Source organism: Amycolatopsis sp. M39 (genome assembly GCF_001651785.1).
Taxonomy (GTDB): domain Bacteria; phylum Actinomycetota; class Actinomycetes; order Mycobacteriales; family Pseudonocardiaceae; genus Amycolatopsis; species Amycolatopsis rubida.
Window position 1 is genome coordinate 145931 of sequence record NZ_LWSF01000008.1, and the last position, 15162, is coordinate 161092.

The following is a 15162-nucleotide window of genomic DNA, read 5'->3' on the forward strand; positions in this document are numbered from 1 at the left end:
GTCGGGCCTCTGCTGGTGATCTAGACACCACATCATGATCACGAACAAGCAGAGGCCCGGTCTTCTTTGTACCCTGCCGCAGGTCAGCCCATGTCGGCGGGCTGTCGCATCCGCCGTTACCCGTCGGGCACCACTGACGCCGAGTGGGCATTGCTGGAGCCGTTGCTGCCTCGGCCCGCGTGCAAGACCGCGGCGGGCGGGCGGCCGGAGAAACATCACCGGCGGGTGATTGTCGACGCGTTGCGGTATGTGACCGACAACGGCATCAAATGGCGGGCGCTGCCGGCGGATTTCCCGCCGTGGCAGACCGTGCACGGATTCTTCGCCCGCTGGAGCGAAGCCGGGGTGTTCGAGAGGATCCGCGACCGGCTGCGTGAGAAGATCCGGCTGCGCGCGGACCGGAATCCGGCGCCGTCCGCGGCGGTGATCGATTCCCAGCCGGTCAAGGCCGCCGAGACCGTCGGGCGCCCGTCGCGGGGTTACGACGGCGGGAAGAAAATCGACGGCCGCAAACGCCGCATCGCCGTCGACACCCAGGGACTCCTGCTGGTCGTGCTGGTCACCGCCGCCAGCCTGCAAGACCGCGCAGCCGCCCGCCAGCTGCTCACCGCGCTGCACACCGCCTTCCGCGGCGTCGCCTGGGTCTGGGCCGACGGCGGCTACACCAGCAAGGCTTTGGCCGACTGGGCCAAAGACGCCCTGCGGATCACCTTCGGCGTGGTGAAAAAGATCGCCGGGCAGACCTCCTTCGTGATCCTGCCGCGGCGCTGGGTGGTGGAACGCACCTTCTCCTGGATCACCCAAGCCCGCCGCAACGTCCGCGACTACGAACGCCTGCCCGGCCACTCCGCCGCATTCATCAACAACGCCATGATCACTATGATGACCAGAAGCCTGACCCGCCGGAAAAAACAGGCCAGGACCACCTAGCCAAGTTCAAAAACAGGCTCTGAGGACCGACGGGGTTTCCGGATGAGGCTCGCGTTGGGCGGCGCTTTCGCCGTTCAGCGGCGAGAGCCTGGGGTTCGGGACCGCTGGGCGATCCGGGGGGGTGGTGGCGAGATGATGTCGCCACCTGGGCGCGGGGTCTGTGGAGCAGCGCATGACGTGGTCATTGGCCAGCTTTGTCGTTTGAGTGTCGTTGTGAAATCTCGGCATCCGAGGGCCAAAGCACGGCTGAGCAAAAGTGCAGGCAACCAGGCGGTGCTTGCTCGGCTAGTAGGTGATGCCTGTGCGCTTCAGCAAAGCGGTGCCTGCGACGAAACCCGGTGCCTCCATCGTCGCCGAGGCGGCAGCAGTCGCGGAGGCCCGCGCGGTGGTCGTCTAAGGTGGCGGTAGTTGTCAGCAAGCAGGTCGTGGTGCCGAAGGTTGGCCCTTCGCACTGCGTCGGTCAGCAGCGTGGTTCGCTCACGTGCCGTGGTCCATAGCGCCTGCCACTCGCAATGACAACCACAGATATGCGGCTCAAGCTCTCGTGTTCACAGCAGAACCTTGCGAATGCGAGGAAACCGCCCTTGCGGCAACACAATTACGCGCTTTCGCGGACCGTGTTGGGTATTCAGTGGGTCCGTCAGCGTTGACGGACCAGATTTAGGGACACCTCCCATAGCTGGTGCGCGGCCGCGGCGTCGCGGGCCCAGCGTTTGACTGCATGACTGTTTCCTGCCAAGTCGACGTCGTCGGGAACTGTCGCGGCTTCGTTGCCGTCGTCCAGGTAATGGCCACCGTTATGGGCGAATTCTCGGGCGGTCGCGGCGACGAGAGTGGTGGCCGCGCCTTGTCCGACGGTCTTGTATGCGAAGACTCCGGCGGCTTCGAGCCGATCTAGGTGGTCCTTCATGTGTTGGGTGAAATCCCGTTGCAGGCCAGTGGAAACTCCGCCGGGGTTGACCGCGTTGGCGATGATTCCGTCGGCTGCCCACCGGCGAGTCGCCTCGACAGCGAACAGCGAGTTGGCCGTTTTCGACTGCCCGTAAGCCAATTGGGGGTCGTAGGCGCGGCGGGTAAAGTGGATGTCATCGAAGACAACGGGTGAGTACATGTGCGCACCGGAGGTCACCGCGACGATCCGGGCCGTTCCTCGCTGGTTCGCGCCTGCGGCTAGGGCGTCGTGCAGTCCCAGCGCCAGCGCGAAGTGGCCGACGTGATTGGTCGCGAACTGCAGTTCCCAACCCTGCGGAGTGCGGCCCAGGGTGGGCCGCATGACGCCGGCATTGTTGATCAACAGGTGCAGCGGGCCGTCCCAGCTGTCGGTGAAGCGGGTGACGGCGGCGAGGTCGGCCAGTTCGAGGTGCGCGACGCGGACGGCGCGGTTTCCGGTGGAGGCGGTGATCTCCTCGGCACCGCTCGTGCCGAGGGCAGTATTGCGTACGGCCAGGGTGACGTCTGCGCCGGCGGACGCGAGCGCGCGGGCTGTTTCGCGGCCGAGGCCGGACGTGGCACCGGTCACGATTGCGCGGACGCCGATGAGGCTCTGGCCTGCGATGACGTCATCGGCGGTGCTGGTGGCGTCGAAGGCCGTGCGGATCAAGGAGGTTCGAGACACCCTTCGGACTATACGCATAGTACCTTCTTTGTATAGTGTGTCTATGAGCAGTGATCGGCGCACGCACGTACTGGACTCGGCCTTGGAGGTGTTCGCGCGCTACGGCTATCGCAAGGCGTCCATGGACGACGTCGCGAATGCCGCGGACATCTCGCGTCCTGGTTTGTACTTCTACTTCTCGTCCAAGCCGGAACTGTTCCGCGCCACCGTGCGGCATTCGCTCGACGGCAGCATCGAGGCAGCCCGGCGCGCTCTCGCCGATTCGCGGCAACCGCTGCGCGAGCGGCTGGTCGAGGCGTTCGATCACTGGGCCGGTCGCTACGTGGGACCGATGGCCGCGGAGATCGGCGTTCTGATCGACTCGAATCCCGACCTGCTCGGCACGATGCCAGCCGAGTACCCGAAACGGTTCCGCGCGCTGGTCATCGAGGCGATCGGGGGACGCTCCCCCGCAGACGTCGCAGGAACACTGATCAGCACCGCGATCGGGATCAAGCACGACGCGGAGACCCGCGACGAGTTCCGCGCTCGGATGACCATCGCGGTCGACCTTTACCGCAAACGCTGAAACTCAGGCAGGCGGCCAGTTGCACAGAGCCGCGTCGGCGACTTCCTGCAGCTCTTCACGGGTTGCGCCGCTTGCCGCTTCGACGGCGATTCCGAACGCGACCGTCATGACGTAGCGAGCCAGCCGCGCCGCATCGGCGTCCGGTGGCAAATCGCGTTCCTCGATGGCGCGTCGAAATCGCTTCTCAAGGGCTCGGCGCGCGGCGTTTCGCCACTCGAAGAGCAATTCGCGCGCGGGGTGGCCTAGTTCGCCAGCTGCCAACGAGCCTTGGACGCCCAGGCATCCGGGCGGGCAGCCGGGATCGGTCGTCGCTCGGACGGCACCGTTGAGTATCGCGGCGGCCACCTTGGCGGCGGTCGGCTCGGCCCACGCTCGCGGGCCGTAGGAGGCAGGGCCTTCGTCGTACAGCGCCAAAGCCTTGCGGAACAGCTGCTCTTTGTTGCCAAAAGCCGCGTACATGCTGGTTTTCGTGATGCCCATGGCCTCGGTCAGGTCGGCCAAGCTGGCCCCTTCGTAGCCCTGCTCCCAGAACACCAGCATCGCGCGCCGCAATGCCTCGTCGGCGTCGAATCCGCGCGGGCGGCCGATGTGCGCCTTGTCCTGACTGGTCACCTCGCCAGCATACTCCTTCGGTACCGATCGGTTCATAAGTGATACGGTCGCTTTAAGTACCGATCGGTACTTAACTATCCGGAGGTCAGGAATGGGACAGTTTGAGGGCAAGACAGCGATCGTCACCGGCGGAAGCAGCGGGATCGGCCTGGCCGCGGCCGAGCGGCTCGCCGCCGAGGGCGCGCATGTCTTCATCACCGGCCGGAATCAGGACGCGCTGGAGTCCGCCGTGAAGACCATCGGTTCGGCCACCGCGGTAGCGGGCGACATCGCCGATCTGGCGGACCTCGATCGGCTTTACGCCGCGGTTCGCGCCCGCGGCAAGGGTCTCGACATCGTTTTCGCCAACGCGGCAGCGGGATCTTTCGCAAGCCTGGAGGAGACCACCCCAGAGCACTTCGACCAGGTCTTCGCCACCAACGTCCGCGGCACGCTCTTCACCGTGCAGAAAGCGTTGCCGCTGCTCAACAAAGGCGCGTCGGTGATCCTGAACTCGTCGGTGCGCGCGGATGACGGCCTCGCGACTTTCGGGGCGTATTCGGCATCCAAAGCCGCCCTCCGCTCCTACGGCCGAACTTGGGCCAACGAACTGAAGGACCGTGGCATCAGGGTCAACGTGGTGTCGCCCGGCACCATCGACACGCCGGTGCTCGAAAAGGCGGTTGGCGCGGACAAGGTCGACGAGGCTCGGGCGAGTTTCGCGGCGCGCGTTCCGCTCGGCAGGATGGGAACACCGCGCGAGGTCGCCGATGCCGTGCTGTTCCTCGCCTCTGACCAGAGCAGCTTCATCCTTGGCGCGAACATCTACGTCGACGGTGGCGAAAAGCAGTTCTGACCAGCGGCAGCGCGGGGACAACGACGTTCCCGCCGTTTCGTACTGGCGCGGATACTATACGAACGTGTAGTCTGCTATTCATGCGTATAGCGACGACTCCATGACTGACCCCGACGACCTGACCGCGCGTGCCCGTATCCGCGACGCGGCGATGCGGCACTTCGGCGAGCACGGCTTCGAGCGCGCGACGATCCGGGGCATCGCGGTGGAAGCCGGAGTGTCGTTGGGATTGGTGCGGCACCACTTCGGGTCCAAGCAGGCGCTCCGCGAGGCGTGCGACGCGCACCTGATCAAGCTCCTTCGCCAGCTCAACGACCAGGTGCCGGACGACCTGGCCGCCAGCGTCACCGCGAATCCCGTCGCGGCGGCGCGGGTCGCCGTCGGGCCCTACCGGGACTATCTCGTCCGGGCGCTGGTCGAAGGCGGCGTCGCGCCGTTGTTCGACGAGATGGTCGAACTCGGCACGAGCCGGCTTGTCGCCACTGACCGGCAACGGACGGACCCGCCGACGGTCGACCCCAAGGTCCGCGCCGCGATCGGCACCGCGATGGCGTTGTCGATCACCGTGCTGCACCAGCATGTTTCCCGTGCGGCAGGCATCGACATCCTCAGCCCGGCGGGCGACAACATGCTCGCCCGCGCGCTGATCGACATCTACTCGCATCCGCAGCTCAGCCTCGACGAAGCGCAGGTGGCGCTCGACCGCCTGCCGGCGGAAGGAAACTGACATGCCGCACGCGACGATTCCCCGCATCCCGCCGCTCGAACTCGACGAGATGGATCCCGAGCGGCAAAAACTGGCGAAACTCGGCGCGGACACCGTGATCCAGGTTCTCGCCCGCGCGCCGGAAGTGCTGCAGGCGTCCGGTGCATTGGGCGGTTACCTGTTGAGCCGAGGGAAACTGCATCCGCGGATCCGCGAGCTGGCGATTCTTCGCGTCGCGCTCCGGTGCGACGCTCCGTATGAGTGGGCCAACCACGCGCCCGCCGCACTCGGCGGTGGCGCGACGGACGCGGAGATCGCGGCTCTCTCCGATCCGGACGCCAGTTGGCCGCCCGAGGACGACGCGGTGCTGCGCGCCGTCGATGAACTGTGCGCGGATGTCTTTGTGTCCGACGGAACCTGGACAGCTCTCGCCGCGACCCGCGACCACGCCGAGATCATCGAGATTCTGTTCCTCGTCGGCTACTACCGGATGATGGCGGGATTCCTCAATTCCGCGGGCGTCCCGGTGAAGCCCGGGCAGCCGGCGCTCGGCGAACCACCGGCGCCCGTGGTTGCCCCGGCTCAGCAGGTTCGGCCCGCCAGCGGCGAAACCGGCCCGGACGGCAGCTGGAAGATCACGTTCACCCATCCGGCGGGAAGCAAGGACCTGCTCCTCGACCTCGGGACCGACGGCACCAAGGTGTCCGGTTCCATTTTCGACACGCAGCTGAAGGTCACGGTCCCCATCGTGTCGGGGACAGTCGACGGTCAAAAGGTCACCTTCACCGCGCTGGTGACTGATCCGGCGCGCTTCGAGGTAAGCGTGACCGGCACGGTTGACGGGGATGCGTTCTCCGGCTCCGTCACGGTGTCCGGTGGCGGCACCTTTCCGCTGACCGGGGTTCGGGAGGTCAGTCCCAGTAGTTGAAGAAGGCTTCGCCGACCGTCGATGGTTTCCAGTAGGCGACGTCGGACCGCGTGAGGTGTGACCGATCTTTGGCGGCGAAGGACCGGTCGAGGTCGCTGGCGTGAGCACTTGGAACTGCCCTGTTTCCGCCAGCACCGCGGTCAGGTCCGATTCGTCGGCGAACTCCGACGGTCCCCGTTCCCGCGTCGGCGCGAAGTCCAATGAGCGAGGCGAGCGAGCGCGACCANCGACCACCGGTGCGTCGTTGGCAGCGACGACCGAGATCGTGCGGTCAGGCTGCTCGATGACAGCTTGACGGAAGTTCGGCGTGACCGACGGGACACGAGAATCGGTCAAGGTTCCGCCGGCACGACGGACGAAGTCGTAACAGAGACGGCGAACCTCGGCCACTGCCGCATCCTGCGCGGCCGTTCCCCCGGCAGGGGGCGCGGAATTGCGGCGGACGAGGACGGGTGGTCTTCTTGGCTCAAGATCGAAAGGTGAGCCGCCATGCCGTACGCGTACACATTCGACCAGATCCGCGACCGGCCGGTCACCGTGTTCGGTGCCGGGACGTTGGGCAGGCGCATCGCGCTGATGTTCGCCTCACGCGGCGGGACCGTGCGGATCAGCGACCCGAGCGCCGAACAGGTCGCTGCCGCAGCCGAATACGTGGCGGAGGCGTTGCCTGTCCTGCTGGAAAAACGCGGCAACGGCGAGATCGGCCAGGTCGAGGACGCGACGTCGATCGAGGACGCCCTGCGCGACGCGTGGCTTGTCGTGGAGGCGGTGCCGGAGCGGCTGGACATCAAAATCCCGCTGTGGGGTCAGATCGACGAAGCCGCGCCTGCCGACGCCATCTTCGCCACGAACTCGTCGTCGTATCCGTCGCGGATGATGGCCGAGAAGGTGCGTGACAAATCGCGGCTGTGCAACATCCACTTCTACATGCCGCCGACGGCGAACGCGGTCGACCTCATGTCCGACGGCGAAACCGGCCGGGCCGTGCTCGACACGCTGCTCGGAGTGTTGCCGGAGTTCGGCATTCATCCGTTCGAGGCGCGTAAGGAAAGCGTCGGCTTCATTTTCAACCGTGTGTGGGCGGCGATCAAACGGGAATCGCTGGCCGTAGTCGAGGAGGGCGTCGCCCGGCCGGAGGATGTGGACGGGATGTTCAAAATCAACTGGCATCTGCCGTACGGGCCGTTCCAGATGATGGACCAGGTCGGACTGGACGTCGTGCTGGACATCGAAAACCATTACGCGGACGAGAATCCGCACCTCCCGACCGGGCCGAGGGACCTGCTGCGCAGCTACGTCGAGGCGGGGAAGCTCGGGATCAAAACCGGCGAGGGGTTTTACTCGTACGGCTGAATCATGGCAGCACGACGTCGACCTGCAGCCCGCCGTCCGCCACCGCGACCGCGGAGACGCGACCGCCGTGTGCGGTGGCTACCGAGTTCACGATCGACAATCCGAGGCCGGCTCCGTCGCGATGGTTCAGGCGTTCGGCGGTCAGCCTGCGGAACGGCTGGAACAGCGAATCGACCGCCTCGGCAGGCACTCGGTCGCCGGAGTTGCGGACGCTCAGTGCCGGCTCGCCGCCAACGTGCACCTCGACCCATCCGCCGGGGCGGTTGTACTTGATCGCGTTGTGCACGAGGTTGGCGATCATCCGTTCGAGCAGGACGGGATCGCCGGATACCGCGCGCTCGGCGGAGTGACGGCGCAGGGTCAGTTCGTGCTCGGTCAGCTGGTCGCCGTACCGGGCGACGACGGCGTCCACCAGTTCGTCAAGCCGGACCGGGATCGTGCCGGGCAGTCCGCGGTCGGCTTCGGCCAGCACCAGCAGGCCCTCGATCAGCTGCTCGTTGCGTTCGTTGACGACGAGCAGCTGTGCCGCGAGCCGCCGCACGTCCTCTCCCCCGCCGGTGACGATCGCGACCTCTGCGAGCGTCCGCTGCACGGCAAGCGGCGTGCGCAGCTCGTGTGACGCGTTCGCGGCGAATCGGCGCTGGCCTTCGAAGCCGGCTGCGACGCGGTCGAGCATTCCGTTGACCGCCGTCGAGAGGACCCACAGCTCGCGCTCGGTCTGGTGCGGGGGCATGCGCTGTCCCAGGTTCTGCGGGCCCAGCTGGTCGATGGTGGACGAAAGATCCAGCAACGGCCGCACCACCCACGACACCACCGGACGCCACCCGCGAATCGCCACAACGACGACGAGGACCAGCGGCAGGAACCACCAGATCGTGCCCAGCGGGTTGCGGCAAGCGGTACCGCGAGGGCAGAACGAACTGTCCACGTAGGTCCCGAGCACCATGGCGGCTCCTTTGCCGACCGGGTAGGCCAGCACCAGCGCGACCAGCAGTCCGCCGAGGAACACCAGCTCGATGCGACCGCGCAGCGAGGCCCGGGCCCGTTTCAAGTAGCCAAACGGTAGCCAGCGCCGGGAACTGTGTGGACTATCGGCGGCGGGCCGAGTTTCTTCCGCAGCGTCATGACCGTCATCCGCACTGTGTTCGTGAACGGATCGGCGTGTTCGTCCCATGCCTTCTCCAGCAGCTCTTCCGGGCTGACGACCCGCTCCTCGGCCCGCAGCAGCACCTCCAGCACGGCGAATTGCTTGGGAGACAAGGACAACGGCCGGCCGTCGCGCGACGCGAACCTCTTGGCCGGATCCAGTTCGACGCCCGCGCCGCACAGCACCGGCGGCAACGAGGGTCGTGCCCGCCTCGCCAGCGCGTGCACCCTGGCGACGAGTTCGGCGAACGCGAACGGCTTCGTGAGATAGTCGTCCGCGCCCAGGCCGAGCCCTTCGACCCGGTCGCGAATACCCGCCGCGGCGGTCAGCATCAGCACCCGGGTCTCGGCGCTGTCGCCGGCGATCCTGCGGCAGATCTCGTCGCCGTGCACCCGGGGCAGGTCGCGGTCCAGCAGCACGACGTCGTACCGATGGACGGCGACGCGTTCGAGCGCGGCATCGCCGTCGTAGCAGACGTCGACTGCCATGCCCAGATGCCGCAATCCCTCCGTGACAGAGTCGGCCAGCATCCGCTCGTCCTCGGCCACGAGCACTCGCATTCAGTTTCCCCTCACGAGCGCCAGTACACCCCCGGGCGGATAAAGACCGGATAAACGCCGATCTTAACTGCTCGGGATCACGCGCTGACTAGACCTGCGGGATGATCTTCGCCAGGAAACGCGCGTCTGGTACACGGTTCGCGGGGGCGGGCGGGCCGGTCGCGAGACGCTGGTCTGCCGCGCGGTTCCAGCGCAGCGCACGGCTTGAGCCGAGTGCGCGAATCCGGCCTCGCGCACTGCTCGAGCCGGGCGGATCCACCTCACAGCTCGGGTCAGTCAGCGGGGTCGCGATCGTCGCGTCCAGCCCATCGTCCAGGCCGCCCGCAGGCTCCGGGAGCACCGGACGGCTCGAACCGGCCGCGCAGTCCGGATTCTTGGCACAGCCTGGGTGCCTTGGGCTGTCCGGATTCGTCACATGGCCGGGATCGATGGCATGGGTCTGGCCCGTCGCGCGAGCCGCCGGGAAACGCGTGTCCGTCCCGATGCTCACCGGAAAGCACGCGCCTGCCTCAGCGCGTCCGGGAATGCGCACCTTCGCCGTGAAGTCTTCCGGAGCGAACGAGTCTGCCTCCGGACTCTCCGGGAAGCGCGTGTCCACACCAGCACTCGGCAGAAGAAACGCGTCCCTCCCAGCGCACACCAGGAAACGCGCCTCGGCGGCACGGTCTCCCGGACGGGGAGCGTCTGCCGTTGGGCTCGCCGGATCGGTACTGGTTTCGCTCGGCGCGTTCGGCGCGGGCGCGACGCCGCGGCACGACCCCGTGCTGTCGGGGACCGTGTTGAGCGCCGTGCGGTTCGGCCATGGCCGCCTGCTGGCGACTGCTGTTGTCTATCTCGGCATTTTCCTCCTGATATCAGCTTGGGTCCGATTAGGACATTCTGCGCGCGCGGGCCAGGTGAACGCACGGAAGATCGTGCGGACGACCTGGATGTGGTGCGTGCCGCTGCTCTGCGCACCGCCGTTGTTCAGCACGGACCTGTACACGTATCTCGCACAGGGCGTGGTGGCACACGCCGGCTTCGATCCCTATACCCGCGTTGCGGCTGACTTTCCGGGTCCGATCACCGACAACACGGCCGGTGACTGGCTGCGTATTCCGTCGCCCTACGGGCCGTTGCAAATCCTGATCGTGAAAAGCGTCCTCTCGGTGACTGGTGACAACGTGATACTCGGGGCGCTGCTGACCCGCCTTGCCATGACGGCGGGTCTGGCGCTGATGTTCGTCGCGGTGCCGATCCTGTGCCGACGACTGGGCGCGCGAGCGGAGTGTGCGCTGTGGCTGGCAACCGCGAACCCGTTGACGGTGCTGTGCGTGGTTTCAGGCGGGCACAACGACTTGCTGATGATCGGGCTCTTGAGTGCGGGCGCTGCGTTGGTGATCACCACTCTACCAGGGTTGGGGTTCGTCTTGGTAGCGCTTGCCGCGGCGGTGAAAGCTCCGGCCGCGGTGGCGTTGCCGTTTCTCTGGTGGGAGTGGGCGCGCCGTCGATCGGGCGGGCGGATTTCTGTTCGTGGCTATGGATTCACGTTCGTCGCCGCAGTGTCCGTTGTGGTCGCTACGATAGGCCTCTGCAGTGTCGTCGCCGGAGTCGGCCTCGGATGGATTCGTGCGTTGAGCGGAAATTCGATGCTGAAGCCTTGGCTGTCGGCTTCGACTTCGGCCGGGAAGATCGTGGGCGTTCTGACAGATGATTCCGCGGAAGCCGTTGCGGTGAGCCGGATTGCGGGCTGCGTCGCGCTCGTGGTTGTGGTCGCTTGGCTGTGGTGGCGTTCGCGAGCGGGCGGCGCGGGCGTGGTGCGTGGTGCTGCTGCGGCCCTGTTTGCGACTGTTGTGCTGGCACCGGTGGCTCTTCCCTGGTATTTCACGTGGCCGCTGGTTCTGGGAAGTGCTGCTGCGTGGCCTGTTTCCCGGGTCGCCGTCGCGGCTGCTGCGTCCGCGTGGCTGGTGGTCAGCACTCATCCTGACGGGAAAAGTTTGCTGCCGCCTTGGGGATTCGGGGTGCTGGCGGTGGCGTCGATCGTCGTGGGCGTGCTGACGATGCACGGGAAGTTCGCACGCCCGGGTGATGCTGGCGGTGGTAGAGTGGTGGCATCAACCTTCGAAGGTTCTTCTTTACCCATCAATGGATTTTCTTGCCATTCGTGCGAATCTGCGTGCCGGTCTGGGTGTGGCGCTCAAGGATCGTGACCGTGTCGCTGTTACTGCACCACGGTCGGCCCTGGCGGATGGAGACGGATGCGCCGAGGAACGCGGGTGCTCGGCTGAGCCGGGCGTTACACGGCCGTCGTGCTGACGCGGAAGGCTGAGCGTCACACGACCGCCGCGCAGACGCGAAGGCCGAGCGTCACACGACCGTCGCGCTGACACAGAAGGCCGAGCACCACACGACCGTCGCACTGTCACGGAAGGCCGGGCGTCACGCGACCGTCGCGCTGGCGCAAAAGAACGGCAGGCCGAGCACGCCTGGCTGAGGGCGGGCTCGGAATGGCTCCACGCTCAGCCAGGCACCGGCACAAGCCCGGCCCAGCCCGGCCCAGCCCGGCCAGCCCAACCCGGCATGGCACGGGACGGGACGGGACGGGACGGGACGGGACAGCACGGCACGGCACGGCACGGCACGGCACGGGCATGACAGGACCAAGGTCCAGAGAGGAGAACACCAGAGAACTCAATCCAGCGAAACCGCGACTTGCTCCAGTGCGTCCATCGACTCCTGCATGCCACCCTCCATACCGGACTCCAGGATGGCGTCGCGGAGTTCCTTGGTACGCGTTTCGGTCAGCAAGGTCACCGTGGTGCGGTTGCCCGATTCGGCGAACGTCACGGTGACCACGGGGGCGTCCGCGTCCGAGGCTCCTGGGGTTTCGTAGACCTCGGTGTGGACCAGGCGTTCGCTGGGCGTTATCTCGCGATATTCGCCGTGAAAAGCGACCTCGAAATCGCCGTTCGCCAGCATCACGTAGCGCCATTGGCCGCCGACGCGCAGGTCGATGTCCACGGACGTCACGGTGCCCCGGTTGCCTGCCCACCAGCGTTTCACCAGGTCTGGCGTGGTCCAGGCGCGGTAGACGCGCTGTCGCGGGGCGGCGAAATCGCGGGTGATCAGGATCTGGTCGTCAGCGGGCAGGGTCACCTTCGCGGTGCCGGTCGTCGTGCCGGTCATGGTTTTTCTCCTCGGTCGGGTCCATTTCTTCCAGGACGGCGTCCAGCGAGGCGAACCGTTCCTCCCAGGAACGTTCGTAGCGGCGCACCCAGTCGTGGATCGGTTTGAGGGCGCGGCCGTTCAAGCTGTAGAGGCGCTGCCTGCCCTCGTCCCGCACCTCGACCGCGCCTACCTCGCGCAGTACTCGCAGGTGCTTCGACACTTGCGGTTGGCCCAAGCCCAGCATGCGGACCAGGTCGTTCACTGGGCGTTCGCCCTCGGCGAGGACGTCCAGGATTTCCCGGCGCCGTGGTTCGGCGACGGCGTTGAAGACGTCCGCGGTGGTTGCTGCCCGTGCCATGCCTCAATCATATGCCGGTATGGGTATGCGTCAAGAGGTCGGGCGGGCGCGGACGTGGAAGCGTTCTCCTTGCGGACCGAACAGGGCCAGGACCTCGCAGACCTCGTCCCCCGCGTTGCCGAACCAGTGCGGGACGTGGGTGTCGAACTCGGCGACCTCTCCTGGACGGAGGATTACGTCGTGGTCGCCGAGCATCAGGCGCAGCTGTCCGGACAGGACGTACATCCACTCGTATCCCTCGTGGACCCGCTGGTCGGGGGGTTCGGGGGTTCGCTCTGGCGGGAGGATCATCTTGTAGGCGCGCAGGCCGCCGGGGCGGCGGGTGAGCGGCAGGTAGGTCCGGCCGTGCCGGACGAACGGTTTCGGGTGCAGGCGCGGGTCGCCGGTCGGCGGTGCGCCGACCAGTTCGTCCAGCGGGACCTGGTAGGCGCGGGCCAGGGCCAGCAGCAGTTCCAGGGACGGTTTGCGCTGGCCGGCCTCAAGCCGCGACAGGGTGCTCACCGAGATGCCGGTCGTTTCCGAAAGACCGGTCAGCGTCGCGTTGCGTTGTTTGCGCAGGGCGCGCAGCCTCGGGCCGACCGCGTGCAGGACCTCGCCGAGCTCCTGGTCGTCTTCGCTCATGCCGTTCAATTTGCCACTTCGGCAAAGAACTTTGTCAAGTTGGCGCGTTCTCCGGATAGTCCGGTGGCAAGGGGACCGACAGGAGGATCCAGTGGACGAGAAGTACGACGTGGTGGTGGTCGGCGGCGGTGCGGCCGGGCTCAGCGGAGCGGTGGCGCTCGCTCGGTCGCGGCGGTCGGTGCTGGTCGTGGATTCCGGTGAGCCGCGCAACACGCCGGCCGGGCATGTGCACAACTATCTTGGCCGCGAGAGCACGCCGCCTGCCGAGTTGCTCTCGCTCGGGCGCGCGGAGCTGGCCGGGTACGGCGGCGAGGTGATCGCGCAGACGGTGACGTCGGTTGCCAAGGGGGACAACGGGTTCGAGGTCTCGCTGGCCGACGGGCGGCGCGCGCACGCGCGGCGGGTGCTGGTCGCGACCGGTCTCGTCGACGAGCTTCCCGACGTCGCCGGGCTGGCGGCGCGGTGGGGGCGTGACGTACTGCATTGCCCGTACTGCCATGGCTGGGAAGTGCGCGACCGGGCGGTCGGCGTGCTGTCGACCGGTCCGATGACCGGGCACCAGGCGCTGATGTGGCGGCAGCTGACCGGCGACGTGGTCGTTTTCCGGCACACGCACGGGGATTTCGACGAGGCTCCGCTGCTGGCTCGCGGGATCCGGATCGTGGACGGAGCGGTCGCGGCGGTCGAGGCCGAGGACGACCAGCTGACCGGGGTGCGGCTTGAATCGGGTGAGGTCGTGGCGCGGGAGGCGTTGGCGGTCGCGGCGCAGGCCAGGACGCGGGCGGACTTTCTCGCGCCGCTCGGGATCGAGCCGGAACCGGTGGAGTTCAACGGTTTCGTGATCGGCACGCGGGTTCCCGCGGACGCGGCCGGACGGACCTCCGTGCCCGGTTTGTGGGTGGCGGGGAACGTCACGGACATGCGGGCGCAGGTCGTGGTTTCGGCCGCGGCGGGATTGATGGCCGGGGCGGCGATCAACGGCGAGCTGGTCGAGGAGGACGTCGTGGAAGCCCTGCGGCTGCGGGAAGAGCCGTTCTCGCACGAGATGGAGCGGGAGGTCGCGCGGGCCAACGAGCACCACGCGGAGGCGCCGCCGTTCGACCGTGCTTCCTGGGAGGAGCGGTACCGCTCGCAGGACGAGATGTGGAGCGGGCGGCCGAACGATCAGCTCGTGACTGAGGCTCGCGGCCTCGAACCGGGCCACGCGCTGGACGCCGGCTGCGGCGAGGGCGGCGACGCGCTGTGGCTCGCGCAGCAGGGCTGGCACGTGACGGCAGTCNCGGCAGTCGACTTCTCCACGACGGCCATCGAACGCGGGCGCGCGCAGGCGGCAGAACTCGGGGTGGCGGACCGGATCACGTGGGTCGCGGCGGACTTGGGCGAGTGGGTGCCGGAGTCGAAGTTCGACCTGGTGACGTCGCATTTCCTGCACATACCGGCGGCGGCCCGGACGGTGGCGTTCGCGCGGCTCGCGGACGCGGTGGCACCGGGCGGGACGCTGCTGGTGGTGGGCCACGACCCCGCGGATCACCACGCCGGGCGGCCGCATATGGCGGACATGATGTTCACGGCCGAGGAAGTGGCGGAGACGTTGGATCAGTCGTGGGCTTCGGTGGCGGCGGACATTCGCGAACGGACCGCGGTCGGGGCGGAGACGGTGGTTCGGGACACGGTGCTGGCGGCTCGGAAGAAGTGACAGCTCCCCCGGTCTGGCCGGAACCCGGACCGGGGCTCCGTCCCACCAGCAGCGCGAAACAGCCGCGGGCGAGCGATTTCAGCATG

Annotated in this window: 15 protein-coding genes; 8 read left to right on the top strand and 7 right to left on the bottom strand. The window is 67.3% G+C overall.

Features of this window, described 5'->3' with window-relative positions; translation table 11 throughout:
- The first annotated feature begins 90 nt into the window (after positions 1-90).
- Positions 91-930 carry an IS5 family transposase gene (locus A4R44_RS21095; RefSeq protein ID WP_067583303.1) on the top strand — a complete coding sequence of 280 codons (840 nt, stop codon included), beginning with the start codon at positions 91-93 and terminating at the stop codon, positions 928-930.
- Positions 931-1570: 640 nt separating this feature from the next.
- Here the strand turns inward: A4R44_RS21095 and A4R44_RS21100 are convergent.
- A complete protein-coding gene (locus tag A4R44_RS21100) occupies positions 1571-2530 on the bottom strand; it encodes an SDR family NAD(P)-dependent oxidoreductase (protein ID WP_232791701.1) in 960 nt (319 codons plus the stop codon).
- Positions 2531-2588: 58 nt separating this feature from the next.
- On the opposite strand from A4R44_RS21100, the gene A4R44_RS21105 reads away from it, so the two are divergent.
- Positions 2589-3113, top strand: a complete 525-nt coding sequence (locus tag A4R44_RS21105) for a TetR/AcrR family transcriptional regulator (protein ID WP_067583308.1) — start codon at positions 2589-2591, stop codon at positions 3111-3113.
- 3 nt (positions 3114-3116) lie between these two features.
- On the opposite strand, the gene A4R44_RS21110 is transcribed toward A4R44_RS21105, so the two are convergent.
- Entirely contained in the window at positions 3117-3725 is a 609-nt protein-coding gene (locus A4R44_RS21110; protein WP_067583310.1) for a TetR/AcrR family transcriptional regulator, read from the bottom strand.
- 91 nt (positions 3726-3816) lie between these two features.
- Between A4R44_RS21110 and A4R44_RS21115 the strand changes: the two genes are divergently transcribed.
- From A4R44_RS21115 to A4R44_RS21130, 4 genes are all read left to right on the top strand, one after another.
- Entirely contained in the window at positions 3817-4560 is a 744-nt protein-coding gene (locus A4R44_RS21115; protein ID WP_067583314.1) for a glucose 1-dehydrogenase, read from the top strand.
- 100 nt (positions 4561-4660) lie between these two features.
- The gene (locus A4R44_RS21120; RefSeq protein WP_067583316.1) at positions 4661-5287 is read left to right on the top strand and encodes a TetR/AcrR family transcriptional regulator; all 627 of its coding nucleotides are present in this window, start codon (positions 4661-4663) and stop codon (positions 5285-5287) included.
- Between the two features lies 1 nt (position 5288).
- On the top strand, positions 5289-6194 hold the full coding sequence (locus A4R44_RS21125) for a carboxymuconolactone decarboxylase family protein (RefSeq protein WP_067583325.1): 906 nt from the start codon (positions 5289-5291) through the stop codon (positions 6192-6194).
- Between the two features lie 489 nt (positions 6195-6683).
- Positions 6684-7547 (top strand): 3-hydroxyacyl-CoA dehydrogenase family protein, encoded by an 864-nt coding sequence (locus A4R44_RS21130; protein WP_067583328.1) that lies wholly within the window; start codon positions 6684-6686, stop codon positions 7545-7547.
- A 1-nt stretch (position 7548) separates the two neighbouring features.
- Here the strand turns inward: A4R44_RS21130 and A4R44_RS21135 are convergent, their stop codons facing one another.
- Complete coding sequence (locus tag A4R44_RS21135; protein WP_067583332.1) at positions 7549-8598, bottom strand: HAMP domain-containing sensor histidine kinase; 1050 nt, start codon at positions 8596-8598, stop codon at positions 7549-7551.
- The gene (locus A4R44_RS21140) at positions 8595-9254 is read right to left on the bottom strand and encodes a response regulator transcription factor (protein ID WP_067583336.1); all 660 of its coding nucleotides are present in this window, start codon (positions 9252-9254) and stop codon (positions 8595-8597) included. The genes A4R44_RS21135 and A4R44_RS21140 overlap by 4 nt, the downstream gene beginning before the upstream one ends.
- Positions 9255-9778: 524 nt before the next feature.
- Here A4R44_RS21140 and mptB point away from each other — a divergent pair.
- A complete protein-coding gene (gene mptB / locus A4R44_RS48130; protein ID WP_198545382.1) occupies positions 9779-11443 on the top strand; it encodes a polyprenol phosphomannose-dependent alpha 1,6 mannosyltransferase MptB in 1665 nt (554 codons plus the stop codon).
- 481 nt (positions 11444-11924) lie between these two features.
- Here mptB and A4R44_RS21155 read toward each other — a convergent pair whose 3' ends face one another.
- The 3 genes from A4R44_RS21155 to A4R44_RS21165 are packed head-to-tail and all read right to left on the bottom strand — an operon-like array spanning position 11925 to position 13380.
- Positions 11925-12419 (bottom strand): SRPBCC family protein, encoded by a 495-nt coding sequence (locus A4R44_RS21155; RefSeq protein WP_067583343.1) that lies wholly within the window; start codon positions 12417-12419, stop codon positions 11925-11927.
- The gene (locus A4R44_RS21160; RefSeq protein ID WP_067583346.1) at positions 12373-12759 is read right to left on the bottom strand and encodes a helix-turn-helix transcriptional regulator; all 387 of its coding nucleotides are present in this window, start codon (positions 12757-12759) and stop codon (positions 12373-12375) included. The genes A4R44_RS21155 and A4R44_RS21160 overlap by 47 nt, the downstream gene beginning before the upstream one ends.
- Positions 12760-12789: 30 nt before the next feature.
- Entirely contained in the window at positions 12790-13380 is a 591-nt protein-coding gene (locus A4R44_RS21165; protein ID WP_095213493.1) for a helix-turn-helix domain-containing protein, read from the bottom strand.
- A 91-nt stretch (positions 13381-13471) separates the two neighbouring features.
- Between A4R44_RS21165 and A4R44_RS21170 the strand changes: the two genes are divergently transcribed.
- Positions 13472-15076 (top strand): bifunctional NAD(P)/FAD-dependent oxidoreductase/class I SAM-dependent methyltransferase, encoded by a 1605-nt coding sequence (locus A4R44_RS21170; protein ID WP_067583349.1) that lies wholly within the window; start codon positions 13472-13474, stop codon positions 15074-15076.
- The last annotated feature ends 86 nt before the right edge of the window (positions 15077-15162 follow it).

Coding starts and splice junctions, on each gene's coding strand:
- A4R44_RS21095 (WP_067583303.1), top strand. CDS start 91: ATGTCGGCGGGCTGTCGCATCCGCCGTTACCCGTCGGGCACCACTGAC.
- A4R44_RS21105 (WP_067583308.1), top strand. CDS start 2,589: ATGAGCAGTGATCGGCGCACGCACGTACTGGACTCGGCCTTGGAGGTG.
- A4R44_RS21115 (WP_067583314.1), top strand. CDS start 3,817: ATGGGACAGTTTGAGGGCAAGACAGCGATCGTCACCGGCGGAAGCAGC.
- A4R44_RS21120 (WP_067583316.1), top strand. CDS start 4,661: ATGACTGACCCCGACGACCTGACCGCGCGTGCCCGTATCCGCGACGCG.
- A4R44_RS21125 (WP_067583325.1), top strand. CDS start 5,289: ATGCCGCACGCGACGATTCCCCGCATCCCGCCGCTCGAACTCGACGAG.
- A4R44_RS21130 (WP_067583328.1), top strand. CDS start 6,684: ATGCCGTACGCGTACACATTCGACCAGATCCGCGACCGGCCGGTCACC.
- A4R44_RS21140 (WP_067583336.1), bottom strand. CDS start 9,254: ATGCGAGTGCTCGTGGCCGAGGACGAGCGGATGCTGGCCGACTCTGTC.
- mptB (WP_198545382.1), top strand. CDS start 9,779: ATGCGCACCTTCGCCGTGAAGTCTTCCGGAGCGAACGAGTCTGCCTCC.
- A4R44_RS21155 (WP_067583343.1), bottom strand. CDS start 12,419: ATGACCGGCACGACGACCGGCACCGCGAAGGTGACCCTGCCCGCTGAC.
- A4R44_RS21160 (WP_067583346.1), bottom strand. CDS start 12,759: ATGGCACGGGCAGCAACCACCGCGGACGTCTTCAACGCCGTCGCCGAA.
- A4R44_RS21165 (WP_095213493.1), bottom strand. CDS start 13,380: ATGAGCGAAGACGACCAGGAGCTCGGCGAGGTCCTGCACGCGGTCGGC.